Genomic DNA, 15947 nt, shown 5'->3' with positions numbered 1-15947 from the left:
AAATAGTTACACTATGAAGTTTTATAAAAAAATATTTTACTTTTTTTTGATTTTTGTCATTTCTCAAGGATATGCTCAAAATTCTTTAGATGTTTTAGGTTTAGACAACACAACACCAGCTGCTGTAGCCTATAGTTTACGGAAATTAAGTTCCTCCTACGTTGGCGATGCCATTCAAGTGCGTCGTAGTAACGATAACGCTACTCAAGGTATAAGTTTTGATGGTAATGGAGATTTAGATACAGCTTCATTATTGGCCTTTGTAGGAGCTAATGATGGTTTTGTAACTATATGGTATGATCAAAGTGGTAATGGTAAAAATGCAGTTCAAAATATACTCCTAAATCAACCAAAAATTATTACTGCAGGAGTTATTGAAAGATCGAATGGATTACCTAGTATTATTTTTTCAGGTTCGCAATTTTTAGTCGTAACATCCACTATGTTTAATAATGATTTAACAGGTTGTCTTGTTTATAAAGCCTCGAGTTTAAACACACGAAGTGGCGGTGGCGGAAGTTGGTATAATATGAACGGTATCTTTGGTTCTGAACAACCTGGCGGTACTACTGACTTCGCGTACGGTATTTACAATAATAAATTCACTGCAGGAAACGGTCCCTCTGATAAGTCATTAGGAGGAAATGCCGCAGTAAACGATAATGTTATAAGGATACATTCCTGGACCAGAAATAGTATAAATGGGCAAATGAATTTATATGCCAATAGTGCCAGTGATGGCACTGTAAATCTTAACACTGGAACTTCTTCTGCTGTGACATCGGTAGCAATAGGGGCAAATCAAACTTTTAGTGGTGGACAAGTATTTTACAATGGAAATGTTAGTGAGTTAATATTATTTGCGGCAGTATTAGCTAACCCACGTCAAAAAATTGAAAACAATCAAGGTAATTACTACAGTATTTGCTTATTAGATACCCAACCTAACTCAAATAACCAGTCAGTTGTATTGGGGGGGTCACCTACTACTTTAAGTGTTTTATCTAATGATCCTACAGCAACATATCAATGGTATAGTAATAATATAAAATCTAATTCAGGAGGAACATTACTTTCTGGAGAAACAAATAACAATTATACACCAAGTGCCACTAATGAGGGAACTTTATACTACTATGCAATTATTTCCACAGCAACAATTACCTGTTCTAGCAATGTTTCTGGATATGTACGAGTTGGTATTGAAATTACTAGTCAGCCTTCAACTAGTAATCAAACAGTAATTCAAAATAATACTGTAAATAGTTTAAGTGTTGTAGCAACAGGAAGTAGTATTACTTATCAATGGTATAAAAACGTAAGTAAAACCAATACTGGTGGAACACTAATTACTGGAGCTACAAATAATTCTTATACCCCTGATAGTACTGATTTAGGTACTAATTATTACTACGTCGTTATCTCTGGTAATAATACTGTTTTGGTAAGTAATCCATCAGGAGCAATCAAAATTACTACAAATCCTATAATTTGGAATGGAAATATAATAACGTTTAGTAAGGCTGACTATGCTAATTATAACCTAGTTCAAAATCAGGATGTTCTAACTAATACGGTAAAGATTACTAGAGCAGATGACCAAGGCTTATTTAATATCGCTGCAGAAAGTAGGTTCGGAGGAAGTTCTCCTTCAAATACGGAATGGGCAGAGGGTTTATTGTCAAACTATGCAAACTTAACTTATAGAACTTGGCAACAAGCTGTTAATTATTCTCCTCCTACTAGTGTAAATAAAACGTATGTGGTTCATTTAATAGCTGAAAATATTTTTTTAGAATTAAAATTTCTTTCATGGACTGACTCCGGAAATGGAGGTGGATTTTCGTACTCTAGAACTACTCCTTGCACCCCACCATCAGAGCCTATAGCAAGCGATCAAAATCATAATTCTCCAGCTACGGTTGCAGATTTGGTTGCAACAGGTACAAATATTAAATGGTACTTAGCTGATACAGGAGGAAGTCCTTTGCAAGCAAATACTACTTTAACATCAGCGACTTATTATGTAACTCAAACGGTTAGTAGTTGTGAAAGTACAAGAAAAGCAATTTCAGTAACTATTATTAGCTGTTTATCGCCTGCTCTTAGTAATTTTAATGCTGTTAATAAGACTTATTTTGATGGTAAATATACTGTTTATCAGCCAACTAGTAATAGTTCTGGAGCCTTTACTTATACTAGTAGTAATTTATCAGTAGCTACAGTAAGCGGAACAACAATAAATATTATTTCCGCTGGGAGTACAACAATAACAGCTACTCAAGATCTTGATGGAACCTATTGTAGTGGAAGTATCGCATCTATTTTGACGGTAAATAATATTTCAGTTTTAACTAAAAATGGGGAGCTAACGACCTCTAAAACTAATTATGTAAATAAAAATGGAGCTATAGGTGGTGATTTTGGGGTTGATAAAAATGGGCTCACTATACAATCAAAAACGTACGATTTAACAACTGACTTGGTTATGCATTTAGATGCTGGCAATACCGCCAGTTATCCTGGTTCTGGAACGACTTGGACGGATTTAAGTGGTTTGGGAAATAATGGGATATTAATAAATAACCCTGTTTATAATTCTTCTGATGGTGGTAATCTAGTGTTTAATGGTTCCAATACTTATGTAAATGCACCACTTACAAAAACAGCTTCATGTACATTTTCAGTTTGGGCAAAATCAACCAATACTAATTCAAATAAAATGTTGTTTAACGCTGGAAATGATGGTGCTGGTCCAGATTTATTTTTCAGTGGCAACGTTCTGAGTTGGAATACCTGGGATAGCTCCAATAATCCTTTTGGAAATATACCTGCAACTTCAGCAAATGGTAATTGGCATAATTATGTGGTGGTTAACGATGCTGTGTCTAATACAGCAAAAGTGTATTATGACGGAGTGCTTTATGGAACTGCCGTTTATAAAAATGCCTCGGCTAATACTAACTTATATATCGGAGGTACTACCGGTGGATATCAGTGGGACGGTGCTATTGGGAATTTCCAAGCTCATAATAGAGTTTTGACTCCAGCAGAGGTTGCTCAAAATTTTAACCATTTTAAAATAAGGTATGGCCTGTAGCTGTGGTTTAAAATTTACTGCAAATTATAATTATATAAAAATTGCATAACTCATGTTTAGTACATTATTTAGCCCTCTTTTATAACCTCCTTAACAGCCGCTTCATAATTCCGGATGCTTTTCGCTTTTTTGATTTTCTTATGCACTTTGTGTGGATTAGAAAAAATAACAGAGAAGTATTCCCATAAGTGATGCATTTTCAATAGAATATGCGTGGAACCAGATAACGATTCACTATATCCTTGATACAATGTTTCATGAAATTCACTAAATAGCTCCATTTTATTTTTTGGATATTCGGTGGTGTTATTTTTAATCATACTAGGTAAAAAAGGATCGGCAATTAAACCTCTTCCGATCATCCAATGGTCAATAGAAGGGAAGCGCTTTTGCATTTCATGGAATTTAGTTACGGATGTAATGTCTCCATTGTAATACAGTTTTACCTTGCTTTGATCTACGCAAGTTTGAAAAGCATCTAAATGTACTCCACCTTTGTACAATTGTTTCCCTAATCGTGCATGTATAGCCACATTTTTTACTGCGTACTTTTCTAAAATAGGCAATACATCTAGAATTTCCTCTGTAGTATCATAGCCTAAGCGCATTTTCATGGAAACAATAATATCCGATTCATTATGCACTTTGTGTAAAATCTGGTTGATTTTTTCAGTATTACTAATCAATCCTGAACCCATTCCGCACTTTGTTACCATAGGATAAGGGCAACCTAAATTCCAGTTTAGTTCTTTATAGCCTAGTTCCTGAACATACTTTGAAACAAACAAAAACTCATCGGCATCATTAGTTATGATTTGTGGAATAACTTCTAATTCTGAATTGTTCTCCGGCAATAAATCACGCTGATAAGAGGATTTTATAACTAGTTTTCCATTTAAACGGATATAAGGAGCATAATAAGTGTCAATTCCACCAAAAATCTTGTTTTGTGCGTTTCTAAAACGAAAATCGGTAAATCCTTGTAAAGGGGAGGAAAGTAAGGTGTAGTTCATGTAGTATTTAAAAATGCAAATATAACATACTTTTGATTGTAATGCTTTTCATTTAACAGTTATGTTATTTGAGGTCTTTTTAGGTTTTTTAATGCATCTAAAAAAAGGAGTTGATAAGATGGAAAAAGCCAGACTTTAAATAGAAAGTCTGGCTTTTTTATGAATTGAAATTTTATAATAATTATACTTTTCCTAACGTGTATAATTGTTCCATTGTAGGAGTCAAGCTTCCTCCGGCAGGCTCCAGCGTAATTCCAAAAGCTTCAGCATCACCAGTACTGTTTACAGCAAAAATACGTTGGTTGTTTTTATCAAAATTATCAAGTAATCCAATACTTGTAGGAGTTAAAGGATTTAGTTTTAATGCCCAAACTTGATACACCATTCCTTTTGGAGGTTCTGGTAATCCAGCAGCATCTACATAAACCACTTGTGTCTCTTTATTCCAATATACTTTGGCAGACGACTCTGGTGCAACCGATTGACCACCAAGTGCTACTACCGTATTTTTCACATCTCTTACTACAGCTAAACTAGTTTCAGTAGCTTTATTTTGAAGTTCTAATGTTTGAAGTTCTTTCTCCATTTTTACTTTTTCCACTTCAGTTTTAACGACTTGATTATTAGTCAGGTTTAATTGATTGTACTGGTAACCTACACCTACCATTAGGAGTATAGCTGCAGCCCAACCAATATATTGTGACCAATTTCTAGTTGGTTCCAATTCGATTACTTTAGCATGTTTTAATTCGAGTTTGGCTTTAATTTTTTCATAATTTGCGACCGAATGAAAAGGGGAGAAGCTAGATGATAATGCTACAATTGACTTTTCAATTGCGATGATTTCATCATTAATTTCATTGTCGTTTTTTGCCTTAGTGGCAACGGCTTCACTTTCGGTTTCACTAAGAAGACCATACACGTAAAGTTCTAAAATACCGGAGTCTATATATTCTTTATTTTCCATTATACTTTCAAATAAGTTCTTAAATCATTTATACAATTTCGATTGTGTGTTTTTACCGTTCCTAAAGGGATATTTAACTCTTCCGAAGCTTCTTGTTGAGTATATCCTTTAAAAAACAGTAAATCTATTATTTGAATACATTTGGGTTTCAATCTTTTTACAAATTCTTGAATCCCTATTGTATCCACCTTATTAACGAGTTTGTTACTGTCGTCTAATAGATTTACGAAATTATCTGAAGAAAGGTTTTTTTGGCTATTGTTAAAATTTTTAGATCTTAGTTTATCTATAGAAGTATTTCTGGCAATATTTAGAATCCAAGTATAAAATCGGCCTTTGCTTTCATTATAGGAATCAATGTTTTTCCATATTTTGACAAAGACTTCTTGAAGAACGTCTTCGGCCTCTTCTCTATTTCTAACTAAAACATTAATGACAGAAAATAAACTTTTTGAATACATATCATATAGATGTGTAAATGCTCTTTCGTCTTTTTTGTAAATCAATACTAATAAATCTTCTTGGGTCATAATGTATAAGTTTAACTATTACAAACTTATACAAACTTATTCAGATTTAAATTAAATAATTCAATATCTAATTTAAAAAAAATGGGATTTAAAAATTTTGTGTTTTTTTTAATATTGTAAAATACTGATTTACAATAAGTTGATTAAAAAATTAAGTTTTTTTTAATTATTTTAAAACCAAATCGGAAACATTCCCGTAAATGCTTTTATAACCTTTTAAATTATAACAAAATGAAAAAAACAAAAATGATATTGGGTCTGTCGCTAATTGCGATTTCAGGTCTAATTCTAGTAGCAGCGGATCACGTAGATGCTCCATCAGTAACAGGTAATGCAGCAGACATTACAGACGTATACACTTTTCAAGGACAAGAAACTAGTAATTTAGTTTTTGCAGTTAACACACAAGGATTATTAAGTCCGAATGCTACAGCAGCTGCTTCCTTTAATGAAAATGTAATGATTGAAATTAATATCGATAATACAGGTGATAATGTAGAAGACTTAGTAATACAAGCAATTAGAAAAGGAGATAAAATGTATTTCTTCGGACCATATGCACCTACAACAACTGGTACATCTAGTACGATTAAAACAAGTGCAGCTTCTGGAAGTGTAGCAATTTCTAAATACGGAGCTTCAGCTGTAACTTCAACAGAAAACGGAATGAAATTTTTCGCTGGACCAAGAGACGATCCATTCTTTTTTGACTTAGGTCAATTTCAAGCAATCCTTGGAGGGACAGCTTCAGGATTCAACAATCCAGGTACAGATACTTTTGCAGGATCTAATGTACTTTCAGTAGTTGTTGAGGTTCCAAAAGCAATGTTAGGTACAGCAAGTACTTTAAATGTATGGGCAGAAACTAAGAAAAAACAATAATAAATTTTATTTTAAAAATTGAAAATTATGAAATCAAATAAATTCAAAATCATAACTTTTGCACTTGTATGTGCAGTAGCTACAGTAAGCTGTAACAAAGACGATAATAATGATCCTATGGCAAGTGCCGAGTTCTCAGGAACATATGTACAACAAGATCAAATGGCTAGACCAGCAATAAATACTGTTTTTATCGCTTCAGGTCAACCTAAAGACGATTTTAATGCAGCCATTCCTTCTGCAATGGGAGCAAAATACCAATCTATTTTTCAATCTAGATTAATGGCTTTAAACCCTGCATTTACAACTAATGCATTAGGTTTAACAGCTGCTCAATTTACTGGAGTACTAGCAACAGATGTTTTAAACGTAAAAACTACTGGTAAAACTACGTTCTTCGATGGAACAAATGTTTTAACAGGTAGAGCATTGGCTGATGACGTTATTGATGTAGAATTGATATTGATCTTTGGAGGTACAAATGGTGCAGCTAACCCTGGACTTACTTCTGATCACGTGGATGCAAATGATAAACCATTTACAGCTTCATTCCCTTACTTAGCAGCTGCTTGGTAATAGATAACAAAAAAACAGAGTGCTTTTATAAATTAAGTACTCTGTTTTTTTTAATAATGAATAACAAACAATAGATTATGAAAACGTATAAATTAATCCCCATTTTTGTTTTTACAATCCTTTTTATTTTTGCTTGCGATAATAAAACAACTCAAATTACAAAAGCCGCTGACTACAATAAATACTTGCATATTGCAGGAAATGAATCAATAGATTTTGCAAATAAAGAAATTGAATTTTGGCAATCTAAATATGATGCAGCACCAAATCAAAAAACATTTTTAGATGTAATTGCATCAAAATATGCTACCCTTTTTGAATATAATGGTGATATAAAAAACTTATATAAAACCGAAGATTTATTGATCCAATCAAATGAAGCAAATAACTATTCAAAAGTTTCAACTTTACGGTCTTTAGTAAGAAATTATATTGCACAACATCGCTTTAAAGAAGCGTTAGTTTTGGCCAATAAAGCATTTGCCATTGGTGAAGGACGTAACGAAACTCAAAAATTACTTTTTGATGTTCAAATGGAATTAGGGAATTTTCCTGAAGCATTAACAAATTTGAATGCTTTAAAAGACATGAATGATTATGATTATTTGATTCGCTTAGCGAAATGGAATGACCATAAAGGCGATTTGAAAACCGCTATTACTTTCATGGAAAAAGCAAGAGATATAGCAGAAAAAGAAGACAATAAAACACTAAAAATATGGTCTTATTCAAATCTTGGAGATTTTTACGGTCATGCCGGAATGATCCAGGAATCATATGGTAGTTATTTAAAAACATTAGCAATAGATCCCAATTATTCCTATGCTTTAAAAGGAATTGCTTGGATTGTATTTTCTCATGAAAGAAATACAACCGAAGCAAAAAGAATTGTGGAAGCTATTGAAATTACACATAATGCCCCAGATTTATTTTTATTGAAAGCTCAAATTGCTCAATTTGAAGGTGATAAAAAAGAAGCTGATTTAAATAAAAAAGCATATTTCGATATGTTGAATGCTACTAATTATGGTGCAATGTATAATAAGTACAATACTTTAATTTATGCCGACGATCAAGCAAATGCTGCAAAAGCATTAGAAATTGCAAAAATTGAAGTAGATCATCGACCTACACCAGATTCATATGACTTATTGGCTTGGTCTTATTTAAACATGGGGCAGCAGGAAAAAGCTTTAGAAATTGCTAAAGAACATGTACTAGGAAAATCTTTTGAACCTAATGTCCAATACCATTTGGCTATGATTTACAAAGCGAATAATGACACTCAAAAAGTAGCTACTATAAAAAAAGAATTGCTTTCTAGTATATATGAATTGGGACCCAATTTTGAAAAAAAGGTAAATCAATTATAAAACAGATGAGATATTTTTTAGCAATTCTACTGTCTATAACTGGATTAGTATCCCACAGTCAAGTTCAAAAAGGAACTATAGTTGATGAATTTGGTAACCCAATAGAGAACGCATATGTAGTAAATACAAATTCAGAAAGTCATGCACATACGAATGAATTAGGAATGTTTAGTATTGATAAAACGGTATTGGCAGATGTCTTAAAGATTAGCGCATTGGGTTATAAAAAACAGAATTATACCATTACCAACTCTGAAATTAGAATCGTATTGGGAGATGATATTTTTAGACTGAATGAAATTGTTATTCAGCAAAAGTTATCAGCGATGAATGTTATTTCAAAAATAGATTTGCAAACTACTCCAGTGAATTCTTCTCAAGAAATTCTTAGAAAAGTACCTGGATTATTCATAGGACAACATGCCGGTGGAGGGAAGGCTGAACAAATATTCTTGAGAGGTTTTGACATTGATCATGGTACTGATATTGCCATTTCGGTAGATGGTATGCCAGTAAATATGGTTTCGCATGCGCATGGGCAAGGTTATGCCGATTTGCATTTTGTGATTCCTGAAACAGTAGAAAAAATAGATTTTGGAAAAGGCACGTATTATGCGGACAAAGGGGATTTTGCAACCGCAGGATACGTTGCCTTCCAAACTAAAGAAAAATTAGACAAAAGTAGCATCAGTGTCGAAGCGGGCCAGTTTAATACACTAAGAACAGTAGGTTTATTCAACTTATTGGGTAAACAAAAAAAACAATCCGCCTATCTAGCTACTGAATATATTCTAACAGATGGCCCATTTGATTCCCCCCAAAATTTTAATAGGGTCAATCTGTTAGGAAAATATTCAGCTATATTAGATGATAATAGTAAATTTTCTATTTCTGCTTCCCGTTTTTCCAGTAAGTGGGATGCTAGTGGCCAAATACCACAACGATTGGTAGATAACGGTACTATTTCTAGATTTGGATCAGTTGATGAAACGGAGGGCGGAACTACGGCAAGAACTAATATCATTGCGACATTAAGTAAACCCATTGATGAAAATACGTTTTTGAAAGCAAATGCTTTTTATTCTAAGTATGAATTTGAATTGTATTCTAACTTTACTTTTTTCTTAGATGATCCTATCAATGGAGATCAAATTAGACAAAAAGAAAACAGAAATATTTACGGTATGAATGCAGAGTTAAACAAAAAACTAAAAAGTAGCGATTGGGATGTATTGTTTCAGTTGGGTGTAGGTTTTCGTGCCGATGCAACAACGGATACCGAATTGTCACATACTTTAAATAGAAGTACAACATTAGAAAGAATAAAATTAGGTGATATTGATGAAGCAAATGGGTTTACGTATTTAAATTCAGAAATTAAATTCGGAAAACTGCTCATCAATCCAGCCGTACGTTTAGACTATTTTAAATTCAATTACCAAGATAAATTAGCTGCAATTTATAAAACACAGTTAGAAACGGAAGTGAAAATTTCGCCAAAGTTGAATTTTATCTATTCTCAAAATAATGATTTGCAGTTTTTTGTAAAATCGGGTATTGGTTTTCATTCTAATGATACTAGAGTAGTAGTTCAAAACAATGGAAAAGAAATTCTACCAACAGCTATTGGTACTGATATTGGTACCATTTGGAAACCATTTCCTAAACTAATTGTGAATTCTGCTTTGTGGTATTTGTATTTAGAACAAGAATTTGTTTATGTGGGTGATGCTGGAATCATTGAACCAAGCGGGAAATCAAAACGCATGGGAGTCGATTTAGGTTTGCGTTATCAGCTAAATGACTATTTGTATTTTGATGCTGATGCAAATTATACTTATGCTCGAAGTATTGATGAGCCGAAAGGTCAAGATTACATTCCATTGGCTCCAGATTTCACCTCTACTGGTGGATTGAGTTTTCAAAAATGGAACGGATTTTCGGGAGGAGTGAGGTATCGTTATTTAAAAAGTCGCCCTGCCAATGAAGATAATTCTATAGTGGCAAAAGGATATGCTATAGCAGATTTCAATATAAACTATACCTATAGCAAGGTGACTTTTGGGGTGTCTATTGAGAATATATTGAATTCAAAATGGAACGAAACACAGTTTGCAACAGAATCAAGATTACAAAACGAGCCCAATAGTGTAGAAGAAATTCACTTTACCCCTGGAACACCGTTTTATATGAAAGGAAAGATTACTTATGCATTCTAATAATAATAAAAGTGATAGTTTGTTTTTGGTTGGAAAACCTAGTGTTTTTTTTGTTTGGCACTAGGTTTTTTTTAACAGTTGTTCATTATTAATAAAAAGTTAATACGAACTATTCTAAATACAATTTGTTTATTTTTATAAAAAATTTAAATATGAAAAACCTATTATTTATAGCTTGTTCAGCACTATTACTTTTTAGTTGCAAAAATGAAGCTCAAAGCAAAAAAGCAGATAAAAACAAAACCGAAATGGCTATGGAAAAACAAAACATTTACCAGTTTAAGGTAGAAGATTTATCAGGAAATACTTTTGATTTTGCCTCTTTGAAAGGAAAAAAGGTAATGATTGTAAATACGGCTTCAAAATGTGGATTGACACCACAGTATAAAGACTTGGAAGCTATTTATAAAGAATACAAGGATAAAGGATTTGTAATTGTTGGTTTTCCTGCAAATAATTTTGCTTCACAAGAGCCAGGAACAAATGAAGAAATTGCCTCTTTTTGCCAATTAAATTATGGAGTAACTTTTCCTATGATGGACAAAGTATCCGTAAAAGGTGATGATATGTGTGCTATGTATCAGTTTTTGACACAAAAATCTAAAAATGGATTGCAGGATTCTGATGTAGAATGGAATTTTCAAAAATATCTAATAAATGAAAAAGGGGAACTTGAAAAAGTAATTTCTCCAAAAACGTTACCAACAGATGCTTCTGTTATCAATTGGATTAAAGCCTAATAATAAAAAAATAGAGTTAAAGCTAATTCACTATTTCGATATCCAAATAGTGAATTAGCTTTTTTTTTATTCTAAAATCAACTGCATAAAAACAGAATGTAACCAACGGTCAAATTTAAATCCTGATTCTTTTATTATTCCTACTGTTTTGAAACCAAATTTTTCGTGAAAGTCTACGCTACTTTGATTTTCGGCATCAATAACGGCAATCATAGTGTGTAAACCTTGTTTTTTAGCCAGTTCGATTAATTCCTGAAGCAATATTTTTCCAATTCCTTGACCATGGAAGTCATTATTCACATACACAGAATGCTCTACAGTGAATTTATATGCTTCGCGAAATCGAAACTCGCTATACATCCCAAAACCAGTGACAACACCATTCAATTCCGCTACAATAACAGGGAAGTTTTTCGCTATTTTGTCTTCTAAAATGGCTTTTTGTTGATCATAATTTCGGAGGTTATAATCATACAAAGCGGTTGAATTCAGAATATTATAATTGATGATATCTAATATCGCTTGTGTGTCTTCTGTTTTATAAGCTCTTAACTTGATTTTCATAGAGTAATTATTTGTTGTCAAAATTAATAAAAATCAACTAAAACGAACTAAAAAGAGAACGCAAGTTTGTAACTTTGCTGTTATTGAGGATTTAAACAATTTATTGTTTTTTGAACCTCGAACTTTAAACTAAATTTTAATGATTTACCCCAAAATACCTTTAGCTCAAAGTATCATTCAAACTTGTTTGGGCAAAGGAATCACCACAATAGTTATATCTCCAGGTTCTCGTAACGCCCCGTTGACAATTGGTTTTGCTAGTAATTCAGCTTTTAAATGTTATAGTATTGCCGATGAACGTTCCGCGGCTTTTTTTGCACTAGGTATAGCGCAACAAACGAAGCAACCAGTAGCCCTGGTTTGTACCTCGGGATCCGCATTGTTGAATTATTACCCTGCTTTTGCGGAAGCTTTTTACAGTCAGATTCCATTGATTGTAATTTCGGCTGATCGTCCACAGAGTAAGATTGATATCGGCGACGGACAAACGATTCGTCAAGAAAATGTATTCCAAAATCATTCCGTTTATAATGCTAATTTACAAGAAGGACCCTCTACTGAAAACGATCAAAAAATAAATGCGGCAATAAATACTGCAATAGATAAAAAAGGTCCAGTTCATATTAATGCTCCTTTTGAAGAACCCTTATACGAAACGGTTTCTGAACTTTCAGTTGCTGTCAATGTTTTTGCTTCCGCAAATGAAACCCAGACGATTTCTAATGATGATTTAGCAAAATTCGCAACTATTTGGAACAACTCTCATCGGAAAATGGTTTTGGTAGGTGTCAATGATCCAAACGTTGTGAACGAGAGAACAGTAGAGGCTTTGGCCAATGACAATTCGGTAGTTGTTTTAACAGAAACCACTTCCAATCTGCATCATCCCTCTTTTATCAACAACATTGATACTATTATTACACCATTCTCAAATGAAGATTTTGAAGAATTTTGTCCAGATATTTTAGTAACTTTTGGAGGAATGATTGTGTCCAAACGCATTAAAGCCTTTCTACGTAAATACAAACCAAAACACCATTGGCATATTGATCCGTTAAGGGCTTACGATACTTTTGGTGTTTTAACGGAGCATTTTGAAGCAGATACCAATGTGTTTTTTGATGCGTTTTTACCACTTACCAAAATAGTTGTCAGTGATTATTTTGAAAAAACAGAAAAAGTTACCCTTTTGCGAAAGCAAAAAAGCAATCTTTATTTAGCTAAAATTCCTTTTTCAGATTTTAAAGTTTTCGAAACCGTAATTCCTAGTTTACCTAAAAACAGCCAATTACAAATCAGTAATAGCTCTGCCATTCGATATGCACAATTAATCGATATTGATCCTTCGATTGAAGTGTATTGCAATCGAGGAACAAGTGGAATCGATGGAAGTACTTCTACGGCTATTGGTGCGGCTGTTGCCAATAAAAAACAAACTACCTTTATTACCGGAGATATTAGTTTTTTATATGATAGTAATGGGTTGTGGAATAATTATATTCCTAAGGATTTTAAGATAATTTTGATTAATAATGGTGGAGGGGGAATTTTTAGAATTTTACCTGGACATGAGGAAACTCCCGTTTTTAATACCTTTTTTGAAACATCGCATTGTCTTACTGCTGAACATTTGGCTAAAATGTATGGATTTGAATATAGTATCGCCAGTGATGAAACTTCGTTAAAAAATAGTTTAAGTAATTTATACGAGCAGAATGAAAAACCGTCTATTTTAGAGATTTTCACTCCAACTTTAGATAATGATCGAATTTTGCTTCAATATTTTAAGGAATTAGTTTAATGGGAGTTTATTTTAATGTAAAATCACTTTTTTCTTTGTCTTTAAATGGGTTTATAAAGATTTATTTTTTAAATTTGAGTCTATTCGAATATTAACAAAAAATGTAAACTATTATTTATGAGTGCAAGAGAAGATTTAATTGTAAAGTATGCCGCGGATTTAAAAGACAAATGCGGAGTTAATCCAGATATGGATTTATTGACAAAAGTAACTATTGGTTGTGGGCCTTCTATCTATAATAAAGACTCTTCAACTGTTGCAGGAAGTCAACAATCAGAATTGGATACAGTGAAGAATAACTTTTTAATCAAAAAATTAGGTCTTAAAGATGGTCCGGATTTAGATGCCGGAATTGATGCAGTTATTGAAAAGTATGGTCGCTCAAATGCAAATAAATACAGAGCAGTAGTTTATTATTTATTAGCAGTTCATTTTAAAAAAGAAAGTGTTTACAATTAGTAAATTGATATAAAAATGTAAAAGCGCCTTAGAGGCGCTTTTTTTGTGAAGTAATTTTTTGCTATCCCATCTTCAAACTTCGTACCTTTGCGCCTTAGAAAATTGAATAAAATGATTGAAATAGGAAAATACAATACGCTTACAATACTTCGTGATACCCAAGTTGGTTTATTTTTGGGTAGTCCTCAAACTGATCCAGAGGGAATTCACGATGTGCTTTTACCTAATAAATATGTGCCAAATGAATTTGAAATAGGTGAGGAGCTTATTGTTTTTGTTTATTTAGATCACGAAGAACGTCCAGTTGCAACTACATTAGAACCTTATATATTGTTGAATGAGTTTGCACTTTTACGTGTAAATTATGTCAATCAGATAGGTGCTTTTATGGATTGGGGAATGGAAAAAGATATTTTGGTTCCATTTAAAGAGCAAGCGCGTCCTATGGAAAAAGGAAAACGTTACTTGGTTTATCTTTATATGGATGAAAAAACGAATCGTTTAGTAGCTTCAAGTAAAACCAATCAATTCTTAAAAAATGACGAATTGACTATTGAAAAAGGAGAAGAAGTCGACTTGATTGTTTCACACATTACTGAATTAGGAATTAACGTTATTATTAATGAGCGCCATAAAGGGTTGTTGTATAAAGATGAGGTTTATGATGATGCTATTCGTACAGGAGATCGTATGCGAGGATACATAAAAAACATTCGTCCTGACAATAAAATTGATGTAGCGCTACAAATTCAAGGCTATCAAAGTATTGAACCTAATGCGGATAAAATACTAGATGAGTTAAGAGCGAGTAGAGGTTTTTTACGCTTGACCGATAATTCGCATCCAGAAGATATCAAGACGGTATTGAAAATGAGTAAAAAAACTTTCAAGAAGGCGATAGGTGCTTTATATAGAGAGAAATTAATTGAAATAAAAGAAGACGGAATTTATTTGGTTAAAGAATAATTAAATACAATTTAATACATAAAAAAAGAAAGACTAATCATACCGGTTAGTCTTTCTTCTTTTATGTTGGTTTGGATTATAAAAATGCAAGACAACAATAAAATAAATGTATTGTCATTCTTTAAAGTAGATTTATTCACTTTTAGAAGGAATAGTATGCTAATACTATTTTAAAAATATCGAATTAAGCGCAAATTACTTTATAAAATGGATTGTCGTTAAGTGCACAAATAGATGCTTTTTGAGTTAAGAATTAATTTCACGTTAAAGCCATTGGTTTTGTATATATATTGAAAGATCAGTTTTCTCGAAAATAATAATTATGCTAAATGCTAAACTTATTTTTGCAATCAAATAGAAATTTTATTTTAACCGTAGGTGTTACTCTTTATTATTTACTTTAGGGCAAATGCTTATACCTTTATACTCATTAATCTTAGCTTTAGAAATATTTTTATAACTTACTACCAAGGAAAAAGGAGTGACAAAAAAATGAATTGAATTCAAATTATTCTTTTTTTTAATTAATAAATCAGTGAACTAATTTTACCAATCAGGTCTCAAAAAAATCATACAATGTTGATTAGTAATGTTTAAAGATAATAAATATTTTTTTTAGGGATTGTTAAATTTAAAGATTAGTTGATTTTTTTTTCTTAAAATGGATACTAGATAAAATTTTACTTACATATAGACTCCCATACAATTGCTAAAAGTCTAAAAAATGATTTATTTTTACACTATAATAATTAAAACA

The 15947-nt window shown here is 32.3% G+C and carries 11 protein-coding genes and 1 pseudogene; 8 read left to right on the top strand and 4 right to left on the bottom strand.

Annotation, left to right across the window (positions count from 1 at the left end):
• Positions 1-13: 13 nt before the first annotated feature.
• Complete coding sequence (locus AB3G34_RS08180; RefSeq protein ID WP_369754045.1) at positions 14-3100, top strand: LamG-like jellyroll fold domain-containing protein; 3087 nt, start codon at positions 14-16, stop codon at positions 3098-3100.
• Between the two features lie 68 nt (positions 3101-3168).
• Here the strand turns inward: AB3G34_RS08180 and AB3G34_RS08175 are convergent, their stop codons facing one another.
• From AB3G34_RS08175 to AB3G34_RS08165, 3 genes are all read right to left on the bottom strand, one after another.
• On the bottom strand, positions 3169-4113 hold the full coding sequence (locus tag AB3G34_RS08175) for a tRNA dihydrouridine synthase (protein WP_369754044.1): 945 nt from the start codon (positions 4111-4113) through the stop codon (positions 3169-3171).
• Between the two features lie 181 nt (positions 4114-4294).
• Positions 4295-5080, bottom strand: coding sequence for an anti-sigma factor domain-containing protein (locus AB3G34_RS08170; protein WP_369754043.1), 786 nt, complete (start codon positions 5078-5080; stop codon positions 4295-4297).
• Entirely contained in the window at positions 5080-5610 is a 531-nt protein-coding gene (locus AB3G34_RS08165; protein WP_367770607.1) for an RNA polymerase sigma factor, read from the bottom strand. The genes AB3G34_RS08170 and AB3G34_RS08165 overlap by 1 nt, the downstream gene beginning before the upstream one ends.
• A gap of 231 nt (positions 5611-5841) precedes the next feature.
• Here AB3G34_RS08165 and AB3G34_RS08160 point away from each other — a divergent pair.
• The 4 genes and pseudogenes from AB3G34_RS08160 (at position 5842) to AB3G34_RS08145 (ending at position 11400) form a co-directional block, all read left to right on the top strand.
• Positions 5842-7068, top strand: a pseudogene (locus tag AB3G34_RS08160) (DUF4331 family protein).
• A 77-nt stretch (positions 7069-7145) separates the two neighbouring features.
• The gene (locus AB3G34_RS08155; protein ID WP_369754042.1) at positions 7146-8441 is read left to right on the top strand and encodes a hypothetical protein; all 1296 of its coding nucleotides are present in this window, start codon (positions 7146-7148) and stop codon (positions 8439-8441) included.
• Between the two features lie 5 nt (positions 8442-8446).
• Entirely contained in the window at positions 8447-10660 is a 2214-nt protein-coding gene (locus AB3G34_RS08150; protein WP_369754041.1) for a TonB-dependent receptor, read from the top strand.
• Between the two features lie 152 nt (positions 10661-10812).
• The gene (locus AB3G34_RS08145; protein WP_367770599.1) at positions 10813-11400 is read left to right on the top strand and encodes a glutathione peroxidase; all 588 of its coding nucleotides are present in this window, start codon (positions 10813-10815) and stop codon (positions 11398-11400) included.
• Positions 11401-11466: 66 nt separating this feature from the next.
• On the opposite strand, the gene AB3G34_RS08140 is transcribed toward AB3G34_RS08145, so the two are convergent.
• Entirely contained in the window at positions 11467-11964 is a 498-nt protein-coding gene (locus tag AB3G34_RS08140) for an N-acetyltransferase family protein (protein ID WP_367770597.1), read from the bottom strand.
• Between the two features lie 139 nt (positions 11965-12103).
• Between AB3G34_RS08140 and menD the strand changes: the two genes are divergently transcribed.
• The 3 genes from menD (at position 12104) to AB3G34_RS08125 (ending at position 15190) form a co-directional block, all read left to right on the top strand.
• Entirely contained in the window at positions 12104-13765 is a 1662-nt protein-coding gene (gene menD / locus AB3G34_RS08135) for a 2-succinyl-5-enolpyruvyl-6-hydroxy-3-cyclohexene-1-carboxylic-acid synthase (RefSeq protein WP_369754040.1), read from the top strand.
• Positions 13766-13882: 117 nt separating this feature from the next.
• Positions 13883-14224 carry a DUF2853 family protein gene (locus tag AB3G34_RS08130; protein ID WP_367770592.1) on the top strand — a complete coding sequence of 114 codons (342 nt, stop codon included), beginning with the start codon at positions 13883-13885 and terminating at the stop codon, positions 14222-14224.
• Positions 14225-14335: 111 nt separating this feature from the next.
• Entirely contained in the window at positions 14336-15190 is an 855-nt protein-coding gene (locus AB3G34_RS08125) for a S1 RNA-binding domain-containing protein (RefSeq protein WP_367770590.1), read from the top strand.
• Positions 15191-15947: the final 757 nt, after the last annotated feature.

Origin of the sequence: Flavobacterium sp. WC2409 (assembly GCF_041200085.1) — a bacterium.
In the GTDB taxonomy this organism is placed as follows: domain Bacteria; phylum Bacteroidota; class Bacteroidia; order Flavobacteriales; family Flavobacteriaceae; genus Flavobacterium.
This window is presented reverse-complemented; position numbering and strand designations above follow the sequence as displayed.

Coding starts and splice junctions, on each gene's coding strand:
- AB3G34_RS08180 (WP_369754045.1), top strand. CDS start 14: ATGAAGTTTTATAAAAAAATATTTTACTTTTTTTTGATTTTTGTCATT.
- AB3G34_RS08175 (WP_369754044.1), bottom strand. CDS start 4,113: ATGAACTACACCTTACTTTCCTCCCCTTTACAAGGATTTACCGATTTT.
- AB3G34_RS08170 (WP_369754043.1), bottom strand. CDS start 5,080: ATGGAAAATAAAGAATATATAGACTCCGGTATTTTAGAACTTTACGTG.
- AB3G34_RS08165 (WP_367770607.1), bottom strand. CDS start 5,610: ATGACCCAAGAAGATTTATTAGTATTGATTTACAAAAAAGACGAAAGA.
- AB3G34_RS08155 (WP_369754042.1), top strand. CDS start 7,146: ATGAAAACGTATAAATTAATCCCCATTTTTGTTTTTACAATCCTTTTT.
- AB3G34_RS08150 (WP_369754041.1), top strand. CDS start 8,447: ATGAGATATTTTTTAGCAATTCTACTGTCTATAACTGGATTAGTATCC.
- AB3G34_RS08145 (WP_367770599.1), top strand. CDS start 10,813: ATGAAAAACCTATTATTTATAGCTTGTTCAGCACTATTACTTTTTAGT.
- AB3G34_RS08140 (WP_367770597.1), bottom strand. CDS start 11,964: ATGAAAATCAAGTTAAGAGCTTATAAAACAGAAGACACACAAGCGATA.
- menD (WP_369754040.1), top strand. CDS start 12,104: ATGATTTACCCCAAAATACCTTTAGCTCAAAGTATCATTCAAACTTGT.
- AB3G34_RS08130 (WP_367770592.1), top strand. CDS start 13,883: ATGAGTGCAAGAGAAGATTTAATTGTAAAGTATGCCGCGGATTTAAAA.
- AB3G34_RS08125 (WP_367770590.1), top strand. CDS start 14,336: ATGATTGAAATAGGAAAATACAATACGCTTACAATACTTCGTGATACC.